Here is a 14,738-nt window from a genome sequence, read left to right as displayed (position 1 = left end):
GTTCGCGCCCTATAGGTCGGGAAAATCGCCCTCGCGGGCAGCACCATGAGCAGCAGAAATTGAGGAGCAGTCCGTGTCGGTTACCGTGATGATCGTGGATGACAGCAAGCTTGCGCGGATCGTGGCATCCAAGGCCCTGGCCCAGCTCCAGCCGGAGTGGAGCAAAGTGGAAGCCGGCAGCGCGCGGGAGGCGCTGGAAGTGATCGAAAACGAGACGGTCGACGTCTCGCTGATCGATTTCAACATGAGCGAGACGGACGGGCTGGAACTTGCGGCCGAGTTGCGCGCTATGCGGCCCGAGATGCCGATTGCGATCATCACCGCCAACATCCAGGACGAGATCATCGCCCGCGCCCGCGAAGTGGGTGCGGCATTCATCGCCAAGCCCGTGACCAGCGATGGTCTTTCGGGCTTCCTTTCGGGTGCCGCGCTCAAGCTGAGAACCACGCGGGCATGATTCCGGAGCAGGTTGCCCTTACCGAGCTTGAACGCGATGCGCTGACGGAAATCGTCAATATCGGGGTGAGCCGTGCCGCCTCCAGCCTGCGCAAGATGATCGGCGAGCAGGTTCTGCTCTCCGTCCCTTCCATCGAAGTGGTAAGCCACCGGCGCGCCGCGCGCCTCATCAGCGAGCGCGAAGTGGCCGAGCTGATCGCAGTACGGCAGGATTTCAGCGGGCCTTTCTCGGGCCGCGCGCTCCTGATCTTTCCCGAGACGAACAGCCTCGAACTGGTGCGCGCCGTTACCGGCGGCGAACTCAGCGCCGAGGAAGTGGTAGAGATGGAGCATGAGGCCCTGGCCGAAACGGGCAACGTCATACTCAATTCCTGCCTGGCGACGATGGCGAACATGCTGAAACGTTCGTTGACGATGACGATCCCGGAAGTGCTTCGCGGCAATGGTGCCACCCTGTTCGAGGTGGACGAGTCCGGCGCCGAGGAAGGGCTCGTGTTGTTCCTCTACATCGACTTCGCCGTGCGCATGCGCGACATCAGGGGCTATATCGCCATGCTGATGGACATCCCCTCGCTGGCGACGCTGAAGGAACTGCTGGACGAATTCATCGCGAGCGTCGTGGGCGACGATGCCTGACACGGACGGGGGACCGGGCGGCGGCGCCGGTGATGGCAAGGGCGGAAACGGGATGGCGCGCGCCGCGGGCAGCGCACTGAACGACGAGCAATTGCGCGCGGTTCTTGCGGCGGCCGGGGCCAGCGGGTCCTGGGACTGGGACATCGCCGGGGAACGCTTGTTCCTCGATGCCAGCTTCGCCGAGCTTTACGGCCTCCCCACCGACCAGATCCGGGACGGTTTCCCCACCGCCACGTTCTTCCGCTCGATCCATCCCGAAGACCGCCCGCGCATCCGCATCGCGGTGGCGGGCATGCTGGCCGGGGCCTCGCTGTTTTCCAAGGAGTTCCGCGTCGTCACGCCGGCGGGCAAGGTCCTGTGGATGCACGGGCGCGGGCAATGCCATCTCGATGCCGATGACGAGCCGTTGCGCTTCACCGGCCTGCTGGTCGACGTTACCGAGCGCAAGCGTACCGAAGAACGCCTGCGCATCGCGCAGAGTGCGGGCGGGGTGGGCACTTTCGAATATAACGACGGCTTTGCGACCGTGTCCGTCTCCACCGAATTCTGCGTGTTGCTGGGCCTGCACCCGGCGGACCGGCTACCGCTGCGAACGATCAATTCGGTCGTCAGCGAAGGTGAACTGGCGCTGATCCCCGAAGGCGTGCAGGGCGCCCTTCCGGACACGCTGGCGGGCGAGTTCCTCATCCGCAGGGGCGACGACGGCGAACTGCGCTGGATCGCCCGGCGCGGCGAAGTGCAGTATGAGGCGGACGGCACGGGTTATCGTTTGCTGGGCGTCATATACGACGTAACCAACGCCAAGCGGCAGGAAGCCACGCTGCGCGAACTGGCGGAAACGCTGGAACAGCGCGTCGCCGCCGAAGTCGCGGAACGCCAGCATGCCGAAGAGGCCCTGCGCCAGGCGCAGAAGATGGAGGCCGTCGGTCAGCTTACCGGCGGCATCGCCCACGACTTCAACAACCTCCTGACGATCATCATCGGCAGCATCGACATGGCCTCTCGCCGGGTGGCGCCTTCGGCCGATCCGCGCGTGCGGCGCTCGCTGGAACAGGCGATGAAGGGGGCCGAGCGCGCCGCCGCACTGACCCACCGCCTGCTCGCCTTCTCGCGCCGCCAGCCTCTGGACCCGCGCGCGGTGAACGTGCGCGACTTGCTGGAGGGCATGTCGGACCTGCTCTCGCGCACGATCACCGAGGCCATCGCCATCGCCATCGATGCGAATTCCGGCGTGTGGATGATCGAGGCCGATCCTCACCAGCTTGAAAATGCCATCCTGAACCTGGCGGTCAATGCGCGCGACGCCATGCCCGAGGGCGGTTCGCTGCGGATCACCGCCCGCAACGCGGTCCATTCCGGCACGGGCGGGGACATGCCCGCCGGCGATTATGTGGCCATCGAAGTGGTCGACAACGGTGTTGGCATGGACGAGGCGACGCTGGCGAAAGTCTTCGATCCGTTCTTCACCACCAAGGACGTGGGCAAGGGCACGGGGCTGGGCCTGTCGATGGTCTATGGATTCGCCAAGCAGTCGGGCGGCGGCATCGATATCGCCTCGGAGCCGGGCAGCGGTACGCGGGTGGTGCTTCACCTTCCGCGCGGCGATGCAAGCGCAGTAGAGGATCAGGCCTACCATCCCGCCGCCGAGGATTTCGGCCGCCCTTCCGAGACGATCCTGGTGGTAGAGGACGATGATGACGTGCGCCGCTACGCCGTGGGCGCGCTCTGCGATCTTGGCTACCGCGTGCTGGAGGCGGCCGACGGCTTTGCCGCGCTCGACCTGCTGCGCGGGCGCGATCGACCCGTGGACCTGCTGGTGACGGACGTGGTGATGCCGCGCATGTCGGGCAGCGAACTGGCCCAGTCCGCCCACGAGATCGTGCCCGGTCTCGGCGTTCTCTACACCTCGGGCTACCCTCACGACGCGATCATGCATGAAGGGCGGCTGGGCGAGGGTGTGGAACTGCTCTCCAAGCCGTTCACCATGCAGGCGCTGGCCGCGAAAGTGCGCGAACTGCTGGACCGCTGAGCGCCCTCAGCGCCGCAAGGTTCCGGCTGGCGACGCTCCTGCCCGCTTGGTCTTTCCCTCGGGAGCATCGATGCCCATCGCGGGTTGATTTCGGCAACCTCATGGGAGAACTGCAATGACCAGCAAGACCCTCAGCGACCTTGCCGAGAAGATGAAGGACATAGATTTCACGATGCTCTCCACCCACGGCCCCGGCGGCACGATCGCCGCGCGGCCGATGAGCAACAACCGCGATGTGGAATATGACGGCGATTCTTGGTTCTTCACCACCGAGGATACCGCGATGGTATCCGAGATCGCCGACGATCCCCGCGTCGGCCTGAACTTCCAGGGCAAGGCCGGGATCCTGGGCATGCGGCCATTCTTCATTGCCGTGGAGGGCAAGGGCGAACTGATCCGCGACAAGGCCCAGTTCGCCGCGCACTGGACCAAGGATCTCGATCGCTGGTTCAAGGACGGCGTCGATACGCCCGGCCTCGTGCTGATCCGCGTGGGAGCAGAGCGCGCTCACTATTGGGACGGCGAGGACGAAGGCGAAGTGATCGTGGAGAGAGGGTCCTACGTTGGTGGTCCCTGACGCTTTCGGCTCCGAAGGTCCGGCTCGGCGCGTTCCTGCGGGGGCGTGCTGAGCGGGCATGCGCGTATTCCTCGATTTCGAAGCGTCTTCGCTGGCGAAGCGCAGCTATCCGATCGAGGTGGCCTGGGTGTTCGAAGACGGGCGCTGCGAAAGCCATCTGATCCAGCCGCACCCGGACTGGACGGACTGGGACGAGGAGGCCGAGGCCATCCACGGTATCTCCCGAAGCCAGCTTGCGCGCGAGGGGGAGCCGCATGACCGGGTGGCGCTCCGCATGGTGGAGGTGCTGACCGGCCACGACCTCTTCGCCAGTGCGCCGTCCTGGGATGCCAAGTGGCTGAATGCCCTGCTGCGCAGCGTGGGTTTCCCCAAGCATCAGCTTCGGCTGGGCAAGACGTCCGAGATGATCGCGCGGGAACTGGGCACTCTGCTGGGAGAAGCGTTTTCACCGGAGGAATCCCGGGAGGCTGTGAAGGCAATTCTTGCAGATACAGACCCGGCGCGGACGGGGCCGCCCGCCCACCGGGCGCTGCCCGATGCGCAGGCCGATCGCTCGCGCTGGCTTGCAGCGCAGGGGGCTGCCGAGGCGCTCCGGCAGGCAAAGGCCATCTGCCGCCCCGGACGGCGTAGCGCCGACTACCCCGCCTGACCGCCGTGATCCTGACGAGCCGCGGCCATGAGGCGATCCTTGAACCAGATCATGCCCGCATCGCTCGCCCGGGCCGCGTGATACTGGATCATCTCCCGCATCGGCGGCATGGCGATCGGCGCGGGTCGGATTTCGAGCGGTAACAAGGGTGCAAAGAGCCGGGCGAGCCGCTCATGCATCAAAGCCAGCAAGTGCGTGCCGGGCAGCAGCCATGGCACCAGCGAGAACGATGGCGCCGTCACTTCTATGCGCCGCCGGTCATCGGCCGCCAGCAGGTGCCGCTCCGCGAACGAGGGGACGCCGGTGATCCTTACCGCCACATGGCCGCAAGAATGGAAGGCCTCTTCGGTCATCTCGCCGGAAAAGACGGGGTTCCCCGACCAGCCCACCACGACGTGGCGCTCCTCGAACAGCAGTTCGCTGGGGTGGTCGGCGCTGAGGAACTGTTCCGGCGTGAGCTGGAAGTCGAGCTTGCCGTCTTCCAGCAGCGCGCTCGTCTGGCGGGTGGGCAACACGACGTTGATCGCCACGTTCGGGGCTTCTGTCTTGAGCTGGGGCAGCAGGGGACTGAGCAGGATCGTGGCGATGTAGTCGGAAGCGGCGATTTCGAAGCGTCGGTCGGACGTGGCCGGATCGAAGGCCGTCGCCCCGGATATGAGCGCGCGAAGGCTGCGGACCGCTTCGGAGACTTGCGGCGCCAGCGCCAGGGCATGGGGCGTCGCCACCATCCGCCGGCCATGCGGCACCAGCAGTTCGTCGTTGAGCGCCAGCCGCAGCCGCGCGAGTGCCGCGCTCATGGCCGACTGTGTCAGGTTGAGGCGCTGCGCCGCCCGCGTGACGTTCTGCTCCTCCAGCAGCAGTTCCAGCGCGATCAGCAGGTTGAGATCGAACTTGTCGAGGCGCATCGAATATCGATCCTGTCCATGATAAGAGCATTGAACCAGAGGTTTCATCGATGATGAACCGGTCCAAGTCCAGCCCCGTGGAAGCGAATTGCCAAGCGAGGCCGTCTGGCTATCATGCGGTTCATGTTAAAGAGGAATCACGCGGGCCGCACGGGCGGATGAAGGCCGACGCTGGTCGCGACGGGCAGGAACGCGGGCCTCTTTCGAGGCGCTCGATGGTGATCGCCGCATTCTCGACCATCGTCGAGTGGTACGATTTCACGCTTTACCTCTATCTGGCGACCGTGCTGTCGCGCGTGTTCTTCGGCGGCGGCGAAGGATCGCTTTCGGTCACGCTCGGCGGGTTCGCCGTGGCCTATCTCATGCGGCCGCTGGGCGCGGCGGTTTTCGGCCATGTCGGAGATCGCTATGGACGCAGGCGCATGATGCTGCTGTCCATGGCACTGATGACGGCGGCCATGCTCGCCACCGCCGCGATGCCGACTTATGCCAGCATCGGCGCGGCTTCGGGCTGGTTGCTGCTCGGCCTGCGCTGCGTCATGGCCTTCTCGGTCGGCGGCGAATATACCGGCGTCGTCGCCTATCTGATGGAAGGCGCTCACCGCCGGCGGCGGGGTCTGGTGACGTCCTCGGCGGCCGCCGCCAGCGAACTCGGCGGCCTGCTGGCGGCGGGCGTGTCAGCGCTGGTCGTCAATGCGCTGGCTCCGGCCGCGCTCGACGCCTGGGGCTGGCGCATACCCTTCCTGTTCGGCGCCGGCCTGGCCGGAGCCGTGCTGCTGGCCCGTGCAACGCTGGAGGAATCCCCCGAGTTCGAGCGGCAGTTGGTCCACCGCACGGTGCCCGAACGACCGCTGCGCCTCGTCCTTACCCGCCACCGCGCTGCGATCGGGCGCGGGTTCGCCATCTCCGCGCTGGGATCGATCACATATTACGTCGGCATCACTTATGTCCCGGCATTCGTCACCGAATCCGGTGTGATGGCGGAGAGCGAGGCCTTGTGGCTGTCCACGGCGGCGGCCTTCCTCGTCATTCTGGTCACGCCGTTCATCGGCGCGCTGTCCGACCGGATCGGGCGCCGACCGGTGTTGCTGGGCGTGGGCGCGCTGGCAGTGCTGCTGCCCGCCGCCTCCTTCGCCGCAATGGGAGAAGGATCCTACGGCGCCGCGCTGATCGGCGCGCTGTTGCTGGCGGCGCTGGGCGGGGCAGTGAGCGCTGTGGGGGCGGTAGCGACGGCGGAGCAGTTCCCCGGTGAGGGGCGTCTTTCGGGGCTGGCCCTGGGTGCCACGGCCGCGACGGCGATCTTCGGCGGGCTTGCGCCATTCGTGGCGCAATTGCTGGTCAAGGCAACGGGCTGGCAGGCAGTGCCGGGCGTGATGATCGCGATCGTGGCCATCGGAGCCTTGCCGGTATTCCTCAGAATGCCGGAAACCAGGCCGACCCGCTGAAGCGCGCGAGTGCAGCCGGATTTCACAAATTGTGAAATCCGGCTTTGCCATTTATCGATGGTCGTCGCGGAAAAATCCCGTCATCTACACCGTTGCATCGCAGCAAAGTGCCGAATCCCGGTTCGGGCACGATAACGCTCCTGGCAGCAACGAGGTATTTCGATCCATGACGGCTTTGACTGAAACGCGCTACGTCTATCGCTTCGGTGGCGGCGTCGACGATGGTGGCAAGGGCGACAAGAACCTCCTCGGCGGCAAGGGCGCCAATCTGGACGGCATGGCTGCGATCGGCCTGCCGGTTCCCCCGGGCTTCACCATCACCACCGAGATGTGCACGCGCTACTACACGGACGGCGGCGTCTATCCCGAAAGCGTGAAGGCCGAAGTGGCAGAGGGCATTGCCCATATCCAGCAGGTGACCGGCAAGACCTTCGGCAACATCGCCGATCCGCTGCTGGTCTCCGTGCGTTCGGGCGCGCGCATCTCGATGCCGGGCATGATGGATACCGTGCTCAACCTCGGCCTCAATGACCAGACGGTCGAAGGCCTTGCCCAGACCTCGGGCGACGAGCGTTTCGCCTGGGACAGCTATCGCCGTTTCATCCAGATGTATTCGGACGTCGTGCTCGAACTCGATCACGGTGCCTTCGAGGAAGCGCTGGACATCGCGAAGGAAGACCGCGGCTACGACCTCGACACCGAGATGACCGCTGCCGACTGGAAGATCCTGGTCGCGGAATACAAGGCTATCGTCGAGAAGCTCTGGGACAAGCCTTTCCCGCAGGACGTGCACGACCAGCTCTGGGGTGCGATCGGCGCCGTGTTCGGTTCCTGGCAGTCGGACCGCGCCAAGGTCTATCGCCGCCTGAACTCCATCCCCGGCGAATGGGGTACGGCCGTCAACGTGCAGGCCATGGTCTTCGGCAACATGGGCGAAACCTCGGCCACCGGCGTCGCCTTCACCCGTGACCCCGCCACCGGCGAGAATGCGTACTACGGCGAATATCTCATCAATGCCCAGGGCGAGGACGTCGTTGCCGGCATCCGCACGCCGCAGTACCTCACCAAGGACGCCCGCGAGCGTGCCGGTGCCCGGGCCGCCTCGATGGAAGAGGCCATGCCCGAGACTTATGGCGAACTCGCCGGTGTGTTCGAAGTGCTGGAAAAGCACTACCGCGACATGCAGGACATCGAGTTCACGGTGCAGCAGGGCAAGCTCTGGATGCTCCAGACCCGCTCGGGCAAGCGCACCGCCAAGGCCGCGCTGAAGATCGCGGTCGACATGGCGCGCGAAGGTCTCATCAGCGAGGAAGAGGCCGTCGCCCGCGTCGATCCCGCCGCGCTCGACCAGCTGCTTCACCCCACGCTCGATCCCGATGCGCCGCGTGACGTGCTCACCAAGGGCTTGCCTGCATCGCCGGGCGCGGCTTCGGGCGCGATCGTGCTCGATGCCGATACCGCCGAAAAGCTGGCCGAGCAGGGCAAGGCCGTGATCCTTGTCCGCGTGGAAACCAGCCCCGAGGACATCCACGGCATGCATGCCGCGCGCGGTATCCTGACCGCACGCGGCGGCATGACCAGCCACGCCGCCGTCGTGGCGCGCGGCATGGGCCGCCCCTGCGTCTCGGGCGCCGGCAGCCTGCAGATCGACAATGTCGCTCGCACCATGCGCATCGACGGGCGCGTTCTGAAGGAAGGCGACACCGTCACCATCGACGGCGCCACCGGCGAAGTCATGGCCGGCGAAGTGGCCACCGTGCAGCCGGAACTCGCCGGTGACTTCGGCACGCTGATGGAATGGGCCGACAAGGTTCGCCGTCTCAAGGTCCGCGCCAATGCGGAAACGCCGCTGGATTGCCGCACCGCGCGCGAATTCGGCGCCGAGGGTGTCGGGCTCTGCCGCACCGAACACATGTTCTTCGATGCCGCCCGCATCACTGCCGTGCGCGAGATGATCCTGGCCGAGGGCGAGGCCGAGCGCCGCGCCGCGCTGGCCAAGCTGCTGCCCGAACAGCGTGACGACTTCGCTGAGATCTTCACGGTCATGGCCGGTCTGCCGGTAACGATCCGCCTGCTCGATCCGCCGCTTCACGAATTCCTGCCCCATGCCGAGGCGGAATTCGAAGACGTGGCGCGTGCCGCCGGCGTCAGCGTAGACACGCTCAAGCGCCGCGCTGCGGAGCTGCACGAGGTCAACCCGATGCTCGGCCATCGTGGCTGCCGCCTCGGCGTGACCTATCCGGAAATCTACGAGATGCAGGCCCGCGCGATCTTCGAGGCGGCGCTCATCGTCAAGGAGAACACCGGCGAGGCGCCGATCCCCGAAGTGATGATCCCGCTGGTCGCCACCCGCAAGGAGCTGGAGCTGATGAAGGCCATTGTCGACCGCGTTGCGGCCGAAGTCTTCAGCGAGCGTGGCGCCACCGTGGACTACCTCGTGGGCACGATGATCGAGCTGCCGCGCGCTGCGCTCAAGGCGGGCGAGATCGCGGAGCTGGGCGAATTCTTCTCGTTCGGCACCAACGATCTCACCCAGACGACCATCGGCATCAGCCGTGACGATGCCAGCCGCTTCCTGACGCATTATGTCGACAAGGGCATCTTCGCCCGCGATCCTTTCGTCAGCCTCGACGTGGACGGCGTCGGCGAACTGATCGAACTGGCCGCGGAACGTGGCCGCAGAACGCGCCCCGATATCAAGCTGGGCATCTGCGGTGAACATGGCGGCGATCCGGCCTCCATCGCTTTCTGCGAAAAGACCGGCCTCGATTACGTCTCGGCCTCGCCCTACCGCGTGCCGATCGCACGCCTGGCGGCGGCGCAGGCGGCACTTGCCAACAAGTAAGTCATAACCGCGTCGGGGAGGAGGAGCGACCTGACCGGGAATGCGGATCGCGCGCGATAGCGTGCGGTCCGCATTTGCTTTGGCCATTGCGAAACGTCGGCCTTCAGCGGCCGGCGGAGCGTTCCACCAGGAAGTCGATCAGCAGTCGCGCCGGGCCGGACAGGCTGGCGCCGTTGGCGGCGATCAGCATCTGGCGCTCGGCCCAGTTCTCGTCGAGTTCCACCAGTTTGAGACCCATCGGCACGATGAAGTTCTTGGCGGCTTCGCTGGGCAGGACGCCGATGCCGAAGCCGGCCTGGATCATGCGGCAGACCGCGTCATAGCTGTCTACGGCCGCGCGCAGGCGGAAGGACCAGCCCTGCTCGTCGGCAGCACGGGCGAGGAGGCGGGTATTGGCGGTATCGTAGCCCATTTGCACGAATTCGTGCTCGGCCAGATCGTGGAAGCGAACCGAATGGGTGCCGAACAGCAAGTGCGGCGGGGCGACCACGGTGAGCCGGTCGCATCGGTATTTCCAGGTATCGAGACCCACGGTTCCCGGCTCTTCCATGATGACGCCCACTTGCGCTTCGCCGGCGCGAAGGCGGCCGACGATCTCTGCGGAGTAGACCTCCTGGATGTTGAGGCGGATCTTGTCGTTGGCATGGCCGAAAGCGGCGAGGTCGGCGGGCAGGAACTGGGTGATCGCCGAAGTGCAGGCGAGAATGTCGACGCTGCCTTTCAGACCGTTGGCGTAGTCGGAAAGGTCGGACACCGCCAGCCCGATGTCGCGCATGATGCGCTGGGCATGGGCCAGCAGGGCATTCCCCGCCGCCGTCGGCGTCACGCCGCGCCCGTTGCGGACCAGCAGTTGCACGCCGAGGTCCTGCTCCAGCTGGGTGAGCCGGCGGCTGATCGCGCCGATGGCGAGGTTCGCCTCGTCGGCCGCCCGCGACAGGCTCCCCAGCTCCGCAACGCGAATGAACAGTTGCAGGGTCGTCAGGTTGAGCATCGGATTTCGCGCGTTACGGCCATGAGCCGGTCTCTATAGTGCGCAACGACCCCCGCGGCTAGCGCGCCGCAGCGGCTCGCGCTTGCCAGGCATAGGGGCCGACCACCGTACCTACGAAGCCGCCTGCCGATTTGGTGCTGAGAAAGCGCACGTCGACGTTCTGCGCCAATGTGGCGCGCTGCCCGTCCGCGGCATAGGAGATGTCCACGCTGGCGCCTTTGAAGTGGAGGAAGAGCGTGACCGGCCCGGTGCCTGCGAAGGGCTGCGAAGCGATCTCACGCTCGGGCGCATCGCCATCGCGCACGAGAAGGGCGACGCGGGTCGTGCCCTGTTTGCGGAGAAGGCCGAAGAACAGGTAGGCCTTGTCGGACTGGACGGCGGCCAGCCCCGCGCGGTCGCCATCGGCGGCTGGCGCGTAGCGCAAGTCCACCGATATGGCGGCGTCATGGTGCTGCTGCCGCCTGCCCACAAAGGCGGGGGCGGCGGAGAGGTCGCCCAGCGGCGTCGCGCCTTCCAGCACCAGCGAGCCGTTTTCCAGCTTGTAGATCGGCGCGCGGGGCGTGCGCAGGCCGATCCAGGCCATGCCCAGCCGGTCGCCGTCGAACGTGTCGCGGTAGCTGTAGTCTCCCGAGGCAGCCGGTGCGGCGGCGCCGGCGGGCAGGTCCGGCCGAGCCGCGACCAGCGGGATGGCCTTGTCGGCCGGCAGGATACGCGGCCAGCCATCCTGCCAGGTGACGGGGAGCAGGAATGTCTCGCGGCCGATGTTGTAGTAATCGCCTTCATAGGGCCGGGTCGCGAGGAACGTTGCCCACCACTTGCCGTCCTGCGTTTCGACGAGCTTGGCATGCCCGGCGGAAGTGACCGGGTTGGCACGCGCGGGATCGAGCGACCTCTGGCTGAGAATGGGATTGCCGGACCAGGGCACGAACGGCCCGCGCACGCTGCGGGAGCGGAAGACGACTTCGCTGTGCTGCTCCCCGGTGCCGCCTTCCGCGGCGATGAGGTAGTATTGGCCATCGCGGCGGAGCAGGTGCGGCCCTTCGATCCAGACCGGTTTGCGTGCCAGGTCCACGCCTCCGTTGACGATCTGCGTCGCTGCGCCGACCATCTTGCCGGCGTGCCAGTCGAATTCCTGAACCCAGATCGCGCGGTGCCCTTCGTAGAGCGCAGTCCCGCTCGGCGCCCGGTTGTTGACGATGAAGGCGCGGTCGCCCTCCCAGTAGAGCGAGGGATCGATACCTTCGAACGACAGCCAGACCGGGGCCGACCAGGGGCCTTTGGCGTCCTTCGCGGTCATCACGAAATTGCCGCCGCAATCGACGCAAGTGCCCAGCAGGTAGAATGTGCCCGCATGCCAGGAGATGTCCGGGGCGAACATCCCGCGCGAGCTTCGCAGGCCCGCGAAGTCGAATTGATCCGGGCGGTCGATGGCGTTGCCGATCTGGCGCCAGTTCACGAGGTCGGACGAGGTGAAGACCGGCAGTCCGGGATAGTGTGCGAAGGAGGAATTGACGAGGTAGTAGGTGTCGCCCACGCGCGTCACCGAAGGATCGGGATAGTAGCCGGGAAGGATCGGGTTACGATATTCTCCCGGGCCGGGCTCCACGGCGTCCTGGCTGCGGCCCTGGTAGGCAAAGTTGTCGAAGCGGGCGCCGCGATCCGGTTCTGCCGCGCGTGCTGCCGTCATGGGGGACGCCAGCAAAGGCAAGGCGCCGGCGGCGAGCAGGAATGCAGCGCGAACGGATTTCAGCAATGGTTCTCTCCCTTTGCGGGGGAGCTTAGGTCACGCTTGATGGTAACGCTACCATAAACCGAGCAGGTCGTGATCGAGGCCGCGGGGCGGCCCGTTCGGCGTAAATCGCACCTTTCTGGTTGTGGCGCATATCCCACACAAAGACCGGACAGGTTGTTTAATCAACCAGCAATCCCTCAGCAATCTTGCGAGCCAGTCGCATTATCACTAGTGGCGCGATCGCGACTCATTATCGATATCGAAAGGCAGTTTATGTTTCGAACGACGGTCCGCGGCCGCCTTCTCCTGGGAGCAGCCACCGGCATGGTGGCCATTTCCCTCCTCCCTGCTGCCGCACAGGCTGCGGCGGCCGATTCCGACGACACCATCGTCGTCAAGGGTGACCGTTCCGCAACCGTGGCCTCCTCGGGCACGAAGAGCGATGTTCCGCTGGCGGAAACGCCGCAGTCGGTGTCGGTGATCGACGCGTCCACGATTGCCGAGCTGGGCATCCAGAACCTCAACCAGGCCTTGCGCTATGTGGCCGGCGTCACGCCGGAAACGCGTGGTTCCTCGGCCGAGGTCTACGACCAGTTCAAGCTGCGCGGCTTCGATGCGCCGGTCTATCTCGACGGCCTGAAGATGTTCTCCAGCGGCTCGGGCTATGCGACGCCGCAAGTGGACATGTCGCGCCTGGACCGCATCGAAGTGGTGAAGGGCCCGGCATCGGCGCTCTACGGTTCTTCCAGCCCGGGCGGCTTCGTCAACGAGCAGAGCAAGCTGCCGATCAACCGCGATTTCTACGGCGCCGTGTCCGGCACCTACGGCAATTACAGCAATTACCGCATCGATGGCGACGTGGGCGGCAAAGTGGGCGAAACCGTGCTCTGGCGTCTCTACGGCAGCGCCAACGGGGCCGATGCCCAGCAGCGCTACGGCAAGCGCCGCCGCGAAACCGTTTCCGGGGCCGTGACGCTGGGCGCCGGTACCTCGACCACGTTCACGGTGCTCGGCGCCTACTCGCACGATCCGTTCAACGGCAACTACGGCGTGTTCCCGGCCAGCGGTACCCTGTTCGACAACGCCAACGGCAAGATCTCGACCAAGTTCTACGGCGGCGAGCCGGACGACTTCTTCAAGCGCGAGCAGGCCGCGGGTACCTTCATCTTCCGCCACGATTTCGGCAATGGCTGGGCCTTCCGCTCGTCTGGGCGCTATCAGTATGTGAAGACCCGTCTGGGTATCGTCTATACCTCGGGAACGCCGGTCGAAACGGACAGCACGGTCTACAACCGCGCGTCCTATGCGACGAACGAGCAGCTCAACAACTGGACTTACGACAACCAGCTTTCCGGAGAGTTCACCACGGGTTCGGTGCACCACTCGGTCCTGTTCGGTGTGGACCGCCAGGTTGCCCATTCGACCGAGCTGGCCAAGTTCGGCACCGCCACGACGATCGACGCCTACAATCCCGTTTACGGCACGATGGCGACGCCCGCGAACCCCTATGAGGTCCCCGGCGTCGACACCAACGGCGATTTCATCGACCCGACCACCACCGCCACCCGCCAGCGCCAGCAAGGCATCTACGCGCAGGACCGCATCTCGGTGGGTAATCTGGACGTGACGCTCGGCGGCCGGCAGGACTGGGCGCGTCTTGAGCAGAACGGCTCGGTGCAGACCAACCGCAAGTTCACCTGGCGTGCGGCGGCGCTCTACAAGACCGAACTCGGCCTGTCGCCTTACGTCACTTACTCCACCTCGTTCGAACCGCAGTCCTCGGTGCTGGAAAGCGGCGAACTGGCCAAGCCTTCGGTCGGCAAGCAGATCGAGGCGGGCGCCAAGTACCAGGTTCCCGGCACCGATATCCTGCTGACCGGTGCCTGGTTCCAGATCAACCAGACCAATGTGGTGGTTTCCGATCCCGTGACGTTCACCGCGTTCCAGTCGGGCGAGGTCCGCTCGCGCGGCGTCGAGGTGGAGGCCAGCGGCTCGTTGCCCTACGACTTCAACTTCCGGGTTGCCTTCAGCACCCAGAACGTGAAGGTCCTCGAAGACGTCAATACGGACAACGTCGGCAAGGGCCTGGCGACTGTCGGCAAGGGCGGCATCTCGGCCAACCTGGCCTGGGCGCCGAAGTCCGGTTCGCTGGAAGGCTTCTCGATCGGCGGCGGGGTTCGCCATGTCGACAAGGTCTATGCCGGCAGCCTCGATGGCACGACCACGATCTACACCCCGTCCTACACCGTGTTCGACGGCCTGCTCCGGTACAATCTGGGCAAGCTGAATCCGGATCTCGGCGGCGTGACCATCGGCCTGAACGCCACCAATATCTTCGACAAGAAGTACCTGACCAGCTGCTTCGCGGCTTACAGCTGGTGCTGGTACGGCAACCGTCGCACCGTGCAGGGGACCATCGGCTTCACCTGGTAAGCCGGACCGACGCGGTCACGAAAGGCCCCGCAGCGTACCG

The 14,738-nt window shown here is 65.8% G+C and carries 11 protein-coding genes; 8 read left to right on the top strand and 3 right to left on the bottom strand.

All coding sequences use genetic code 11. The features are described from left to right. Positions 1-73: 73 nt before the first annotated feature. From AC1VV3_RS18680 to AC1VV3_RS18660, 5 genes are all read left to right on the top strand, one after another. Positions 74-457 (top strand): response regulator, encoded by a 384-nt coding sequence (locus AC1VV3_RS18680; RefSeq protein WP_132265947.1) that lies wholly within the window; start codon positions 74-76, stop codon positions 455-457. After that, positions 454-1,092, top strand: coding sequence for a chemotaxis protein CheX (locus AC1VV3_RS18675; RefSeq protein WP_431567693.1), 639 nt, complete (start codon positions 454-456; stop codon positions 1,090-1,092). Before AC1VV3_RS18680 ends, AC1VV3_RS18675 begins: the two co-directional genes overlap by 4 nt. Next, positions 1,085-3,121: a hybrid sensor histidine kinase/response regulator gene (locus tag AC1VV3_RS18670; RefSeq protein WP_431567692.1), complete on the top strand. Its 2,037-nt coding sequence runs from the start codon at positions 1,085-1,087 to the stop codon at positions 3,119-3,121. The genes AC1VV3_RS18675 and AC1VV3_RS18670 overlap by 8 nt, the downstream gene beginning before the upstream one ends. Before the next feature lie 115 nt (positions 3,122-3,236). Then, complete coding sequence (locus AC1VV3_RS18665; RefSeq protein ID WP_132265943.1) at positions 3,237-3,698, top strand: pyridoxamine 5'-phosphate oxidase family protein; 462 nt, start codon at positions 3,237-3,239, stop codon at positions 3,696-3,698. Positions 3,699-3,756: 58 nt separating this feature from the next. After that, complete coding sequence (locus AC1VV3_RS18660) at positions 3,757-4,347, top strand: 3'-5' exonuclease (RefSeq protein WP_431567691.1); 591 nt, start codon at positions 3,757-3,759, stop codon at positions 4,345-4,347. On the opposite strand, the gene AC1VV3_RS18655 is transcribed toward AC1VV3_RS18660, so the two are convergent. Continuing rightward, entirely contained in the window at positions 4,335-5,252 is a 918-nt protein-coding gene (locus AC1VV3_RS18655) for a LysR family transcriptional regulator (RefSeq protein WP_134095640.1), read from the bottom strand. The genes AC1VV3_RS18660 and AC1VV3_RS18655 overlap by 13 nt on opposite strands. Positions 5,253-5,410: 158 nt before the next feature. On the opposite strand from AC1VV3_RS18655, the gene AC1VV3_RS18650 reads away from it, so the two are divergent. Both AC1VV3_RS18650 and ppdK read left to right on the top strand, forming a co-directional pair. Further along, positions 5,411-6,697: an MFS transporter gene (locus AC1VV3_RS18650; RefSeq protein WP_431567690.1), complete on the top strand. Its 1,287-nt coding sequence runs from the start codon at positions 5,411-5,413 to the stop codon at positions 6,695-6,697. A 166-nt stretch (positions 6,698-6,863) separates the two neighbouring features. Next, positions 6,864-9,542 carry a pyruvate, phosphate dikinase gene (gene ppdK / locus AC1VV3_RS18645; protein ID WP_134095639.1) on the top strand — a complete coding sequence of 893 codons (2,679 nt, stop codon included), beginning with the start codon at positions 6,864-6,866 and terminating at the stop codon, positions 9,540-9,542. 103 nt (positions 9,543-9,645) lie between these two features. Here ppdK and AC1VV3_RS18640 read toward each other — a convergent pair whose 3' ends face one another. After that, entirely contained in the window at positions 9,646-10,533 is an 888-nt protein-coding gene (locus tag AC1VV3_RS18640; RefSeq protein ID WP_132265937.1) for a LysR family transcriptional regulator, read from the bottom strand. A 58-nt stretch (positions 10,534-10,591) separates the two neighbouring features. Continuing rightward, positions 10,592-12,286, bottom strand: coding sequence for a glycoside hydrolase family 43 protein (locus AC1VV3_RS18635; protein ID WP_431567689.1), 1,695 nt, complete (start codon positions 12,284-12,286; stop codon positions 10,592-10,594). A 303-nt stretch (positions 12,287-12,589) separates the two neighbouring features. Between AC1VV3_RS18635 and AC1VV3_RS18630 the strand changes: the two genes are divergently transcribed. Then, complete coding sequence (locus AC1VV3_RS18630) at positions 12,590-14,698, top strand: TonB-dependent siderophore receptor (RefSeq protein WP_431567688.1); 2,109 nt, start codon at positions 12,590-12,592, stop codon at positions 14,696-14,698. The last annotated feature ends 40 nt before the right edge of the window (positions 14,699-14,738 follow it).

The sequence above is a fragment of the Novosphingobium sp. BL-S-34 genome (genome assembly GCF_056857015.1).
Note: the sequence above shows the minus strand (reverse complement) of the source record. Positions and strands in the feature narration are given on the sequence as shown.

Excerpts from the sequence above, each read along its gene's own strand:
- AC1VV3_RS18675 (WP_431567693.1), top strand. The coding sequence starts at position 454 with ATGATTCCGGAGCAGGTTGCCCTTACCGAGCTTGAACGCGATGCGCTG.
- AC1VV3_RS18670 (WP_431567692.1), top strand. The coding sequence starts at position 1,085 with ATGCCTGACACGGACGGGGGACCGGGCGGCGGCGCCGGTGATGGCAAG.
- AC1VV3_RS18665 (WP_132265943.1), top strand. The coding sequence starts at position 3,237 with ATGACCAGCAAGACCCTCAGCGACCTTGCCGAGAAGATGAAGGACATA.
- AC1VV3_RS18660 (WP_431567691.1), top strand. The coding sequence starts at position 3,757 with ATGCGCGTATTCCTCGATTTCGAAGCGTCTTCGCTGGCGAAGCGCAGC.
- AC1VV3_RS18655 (WP_134095640.1), bottom strand. The coding sequence starts at position 5,252 with ATGCGCCTCGACAAGTTCGATCTCAACCTGCTGATCGCGCTGGAACTG.
- AC1VV3_RS18650 (WP_431567690.1), top strand. The coding sequence starts at position 5,411 with ATGAAGGCCGACGCTGGTCGCGACGGGCAGGAACGCGGGCCTCTTTCG.
- ppdK (WP_134095639.1), top strand. The coding sequence starts at position 6,864 with ATGACGGCTTTGACTGAAACGCGCTACGTCTATCGCTTCGGTGGCGGC.
- AC1VV3_RS18640 (WP_132265937.1), bottom strand. The coding sequence starts at position 10,533 with ATGCTCAACCTGACGACCCTGCAACTGTTCATTCGCGTTGCGGAGCTG.
- AC1VV3_RS18630 (WP_431567688.1), top strand. The coding sequence starts at position 12,590 with ATGGTGGCCATTTCCCTCCTCCCTGCTGCCGCACAGGCTGCGGCGGCC.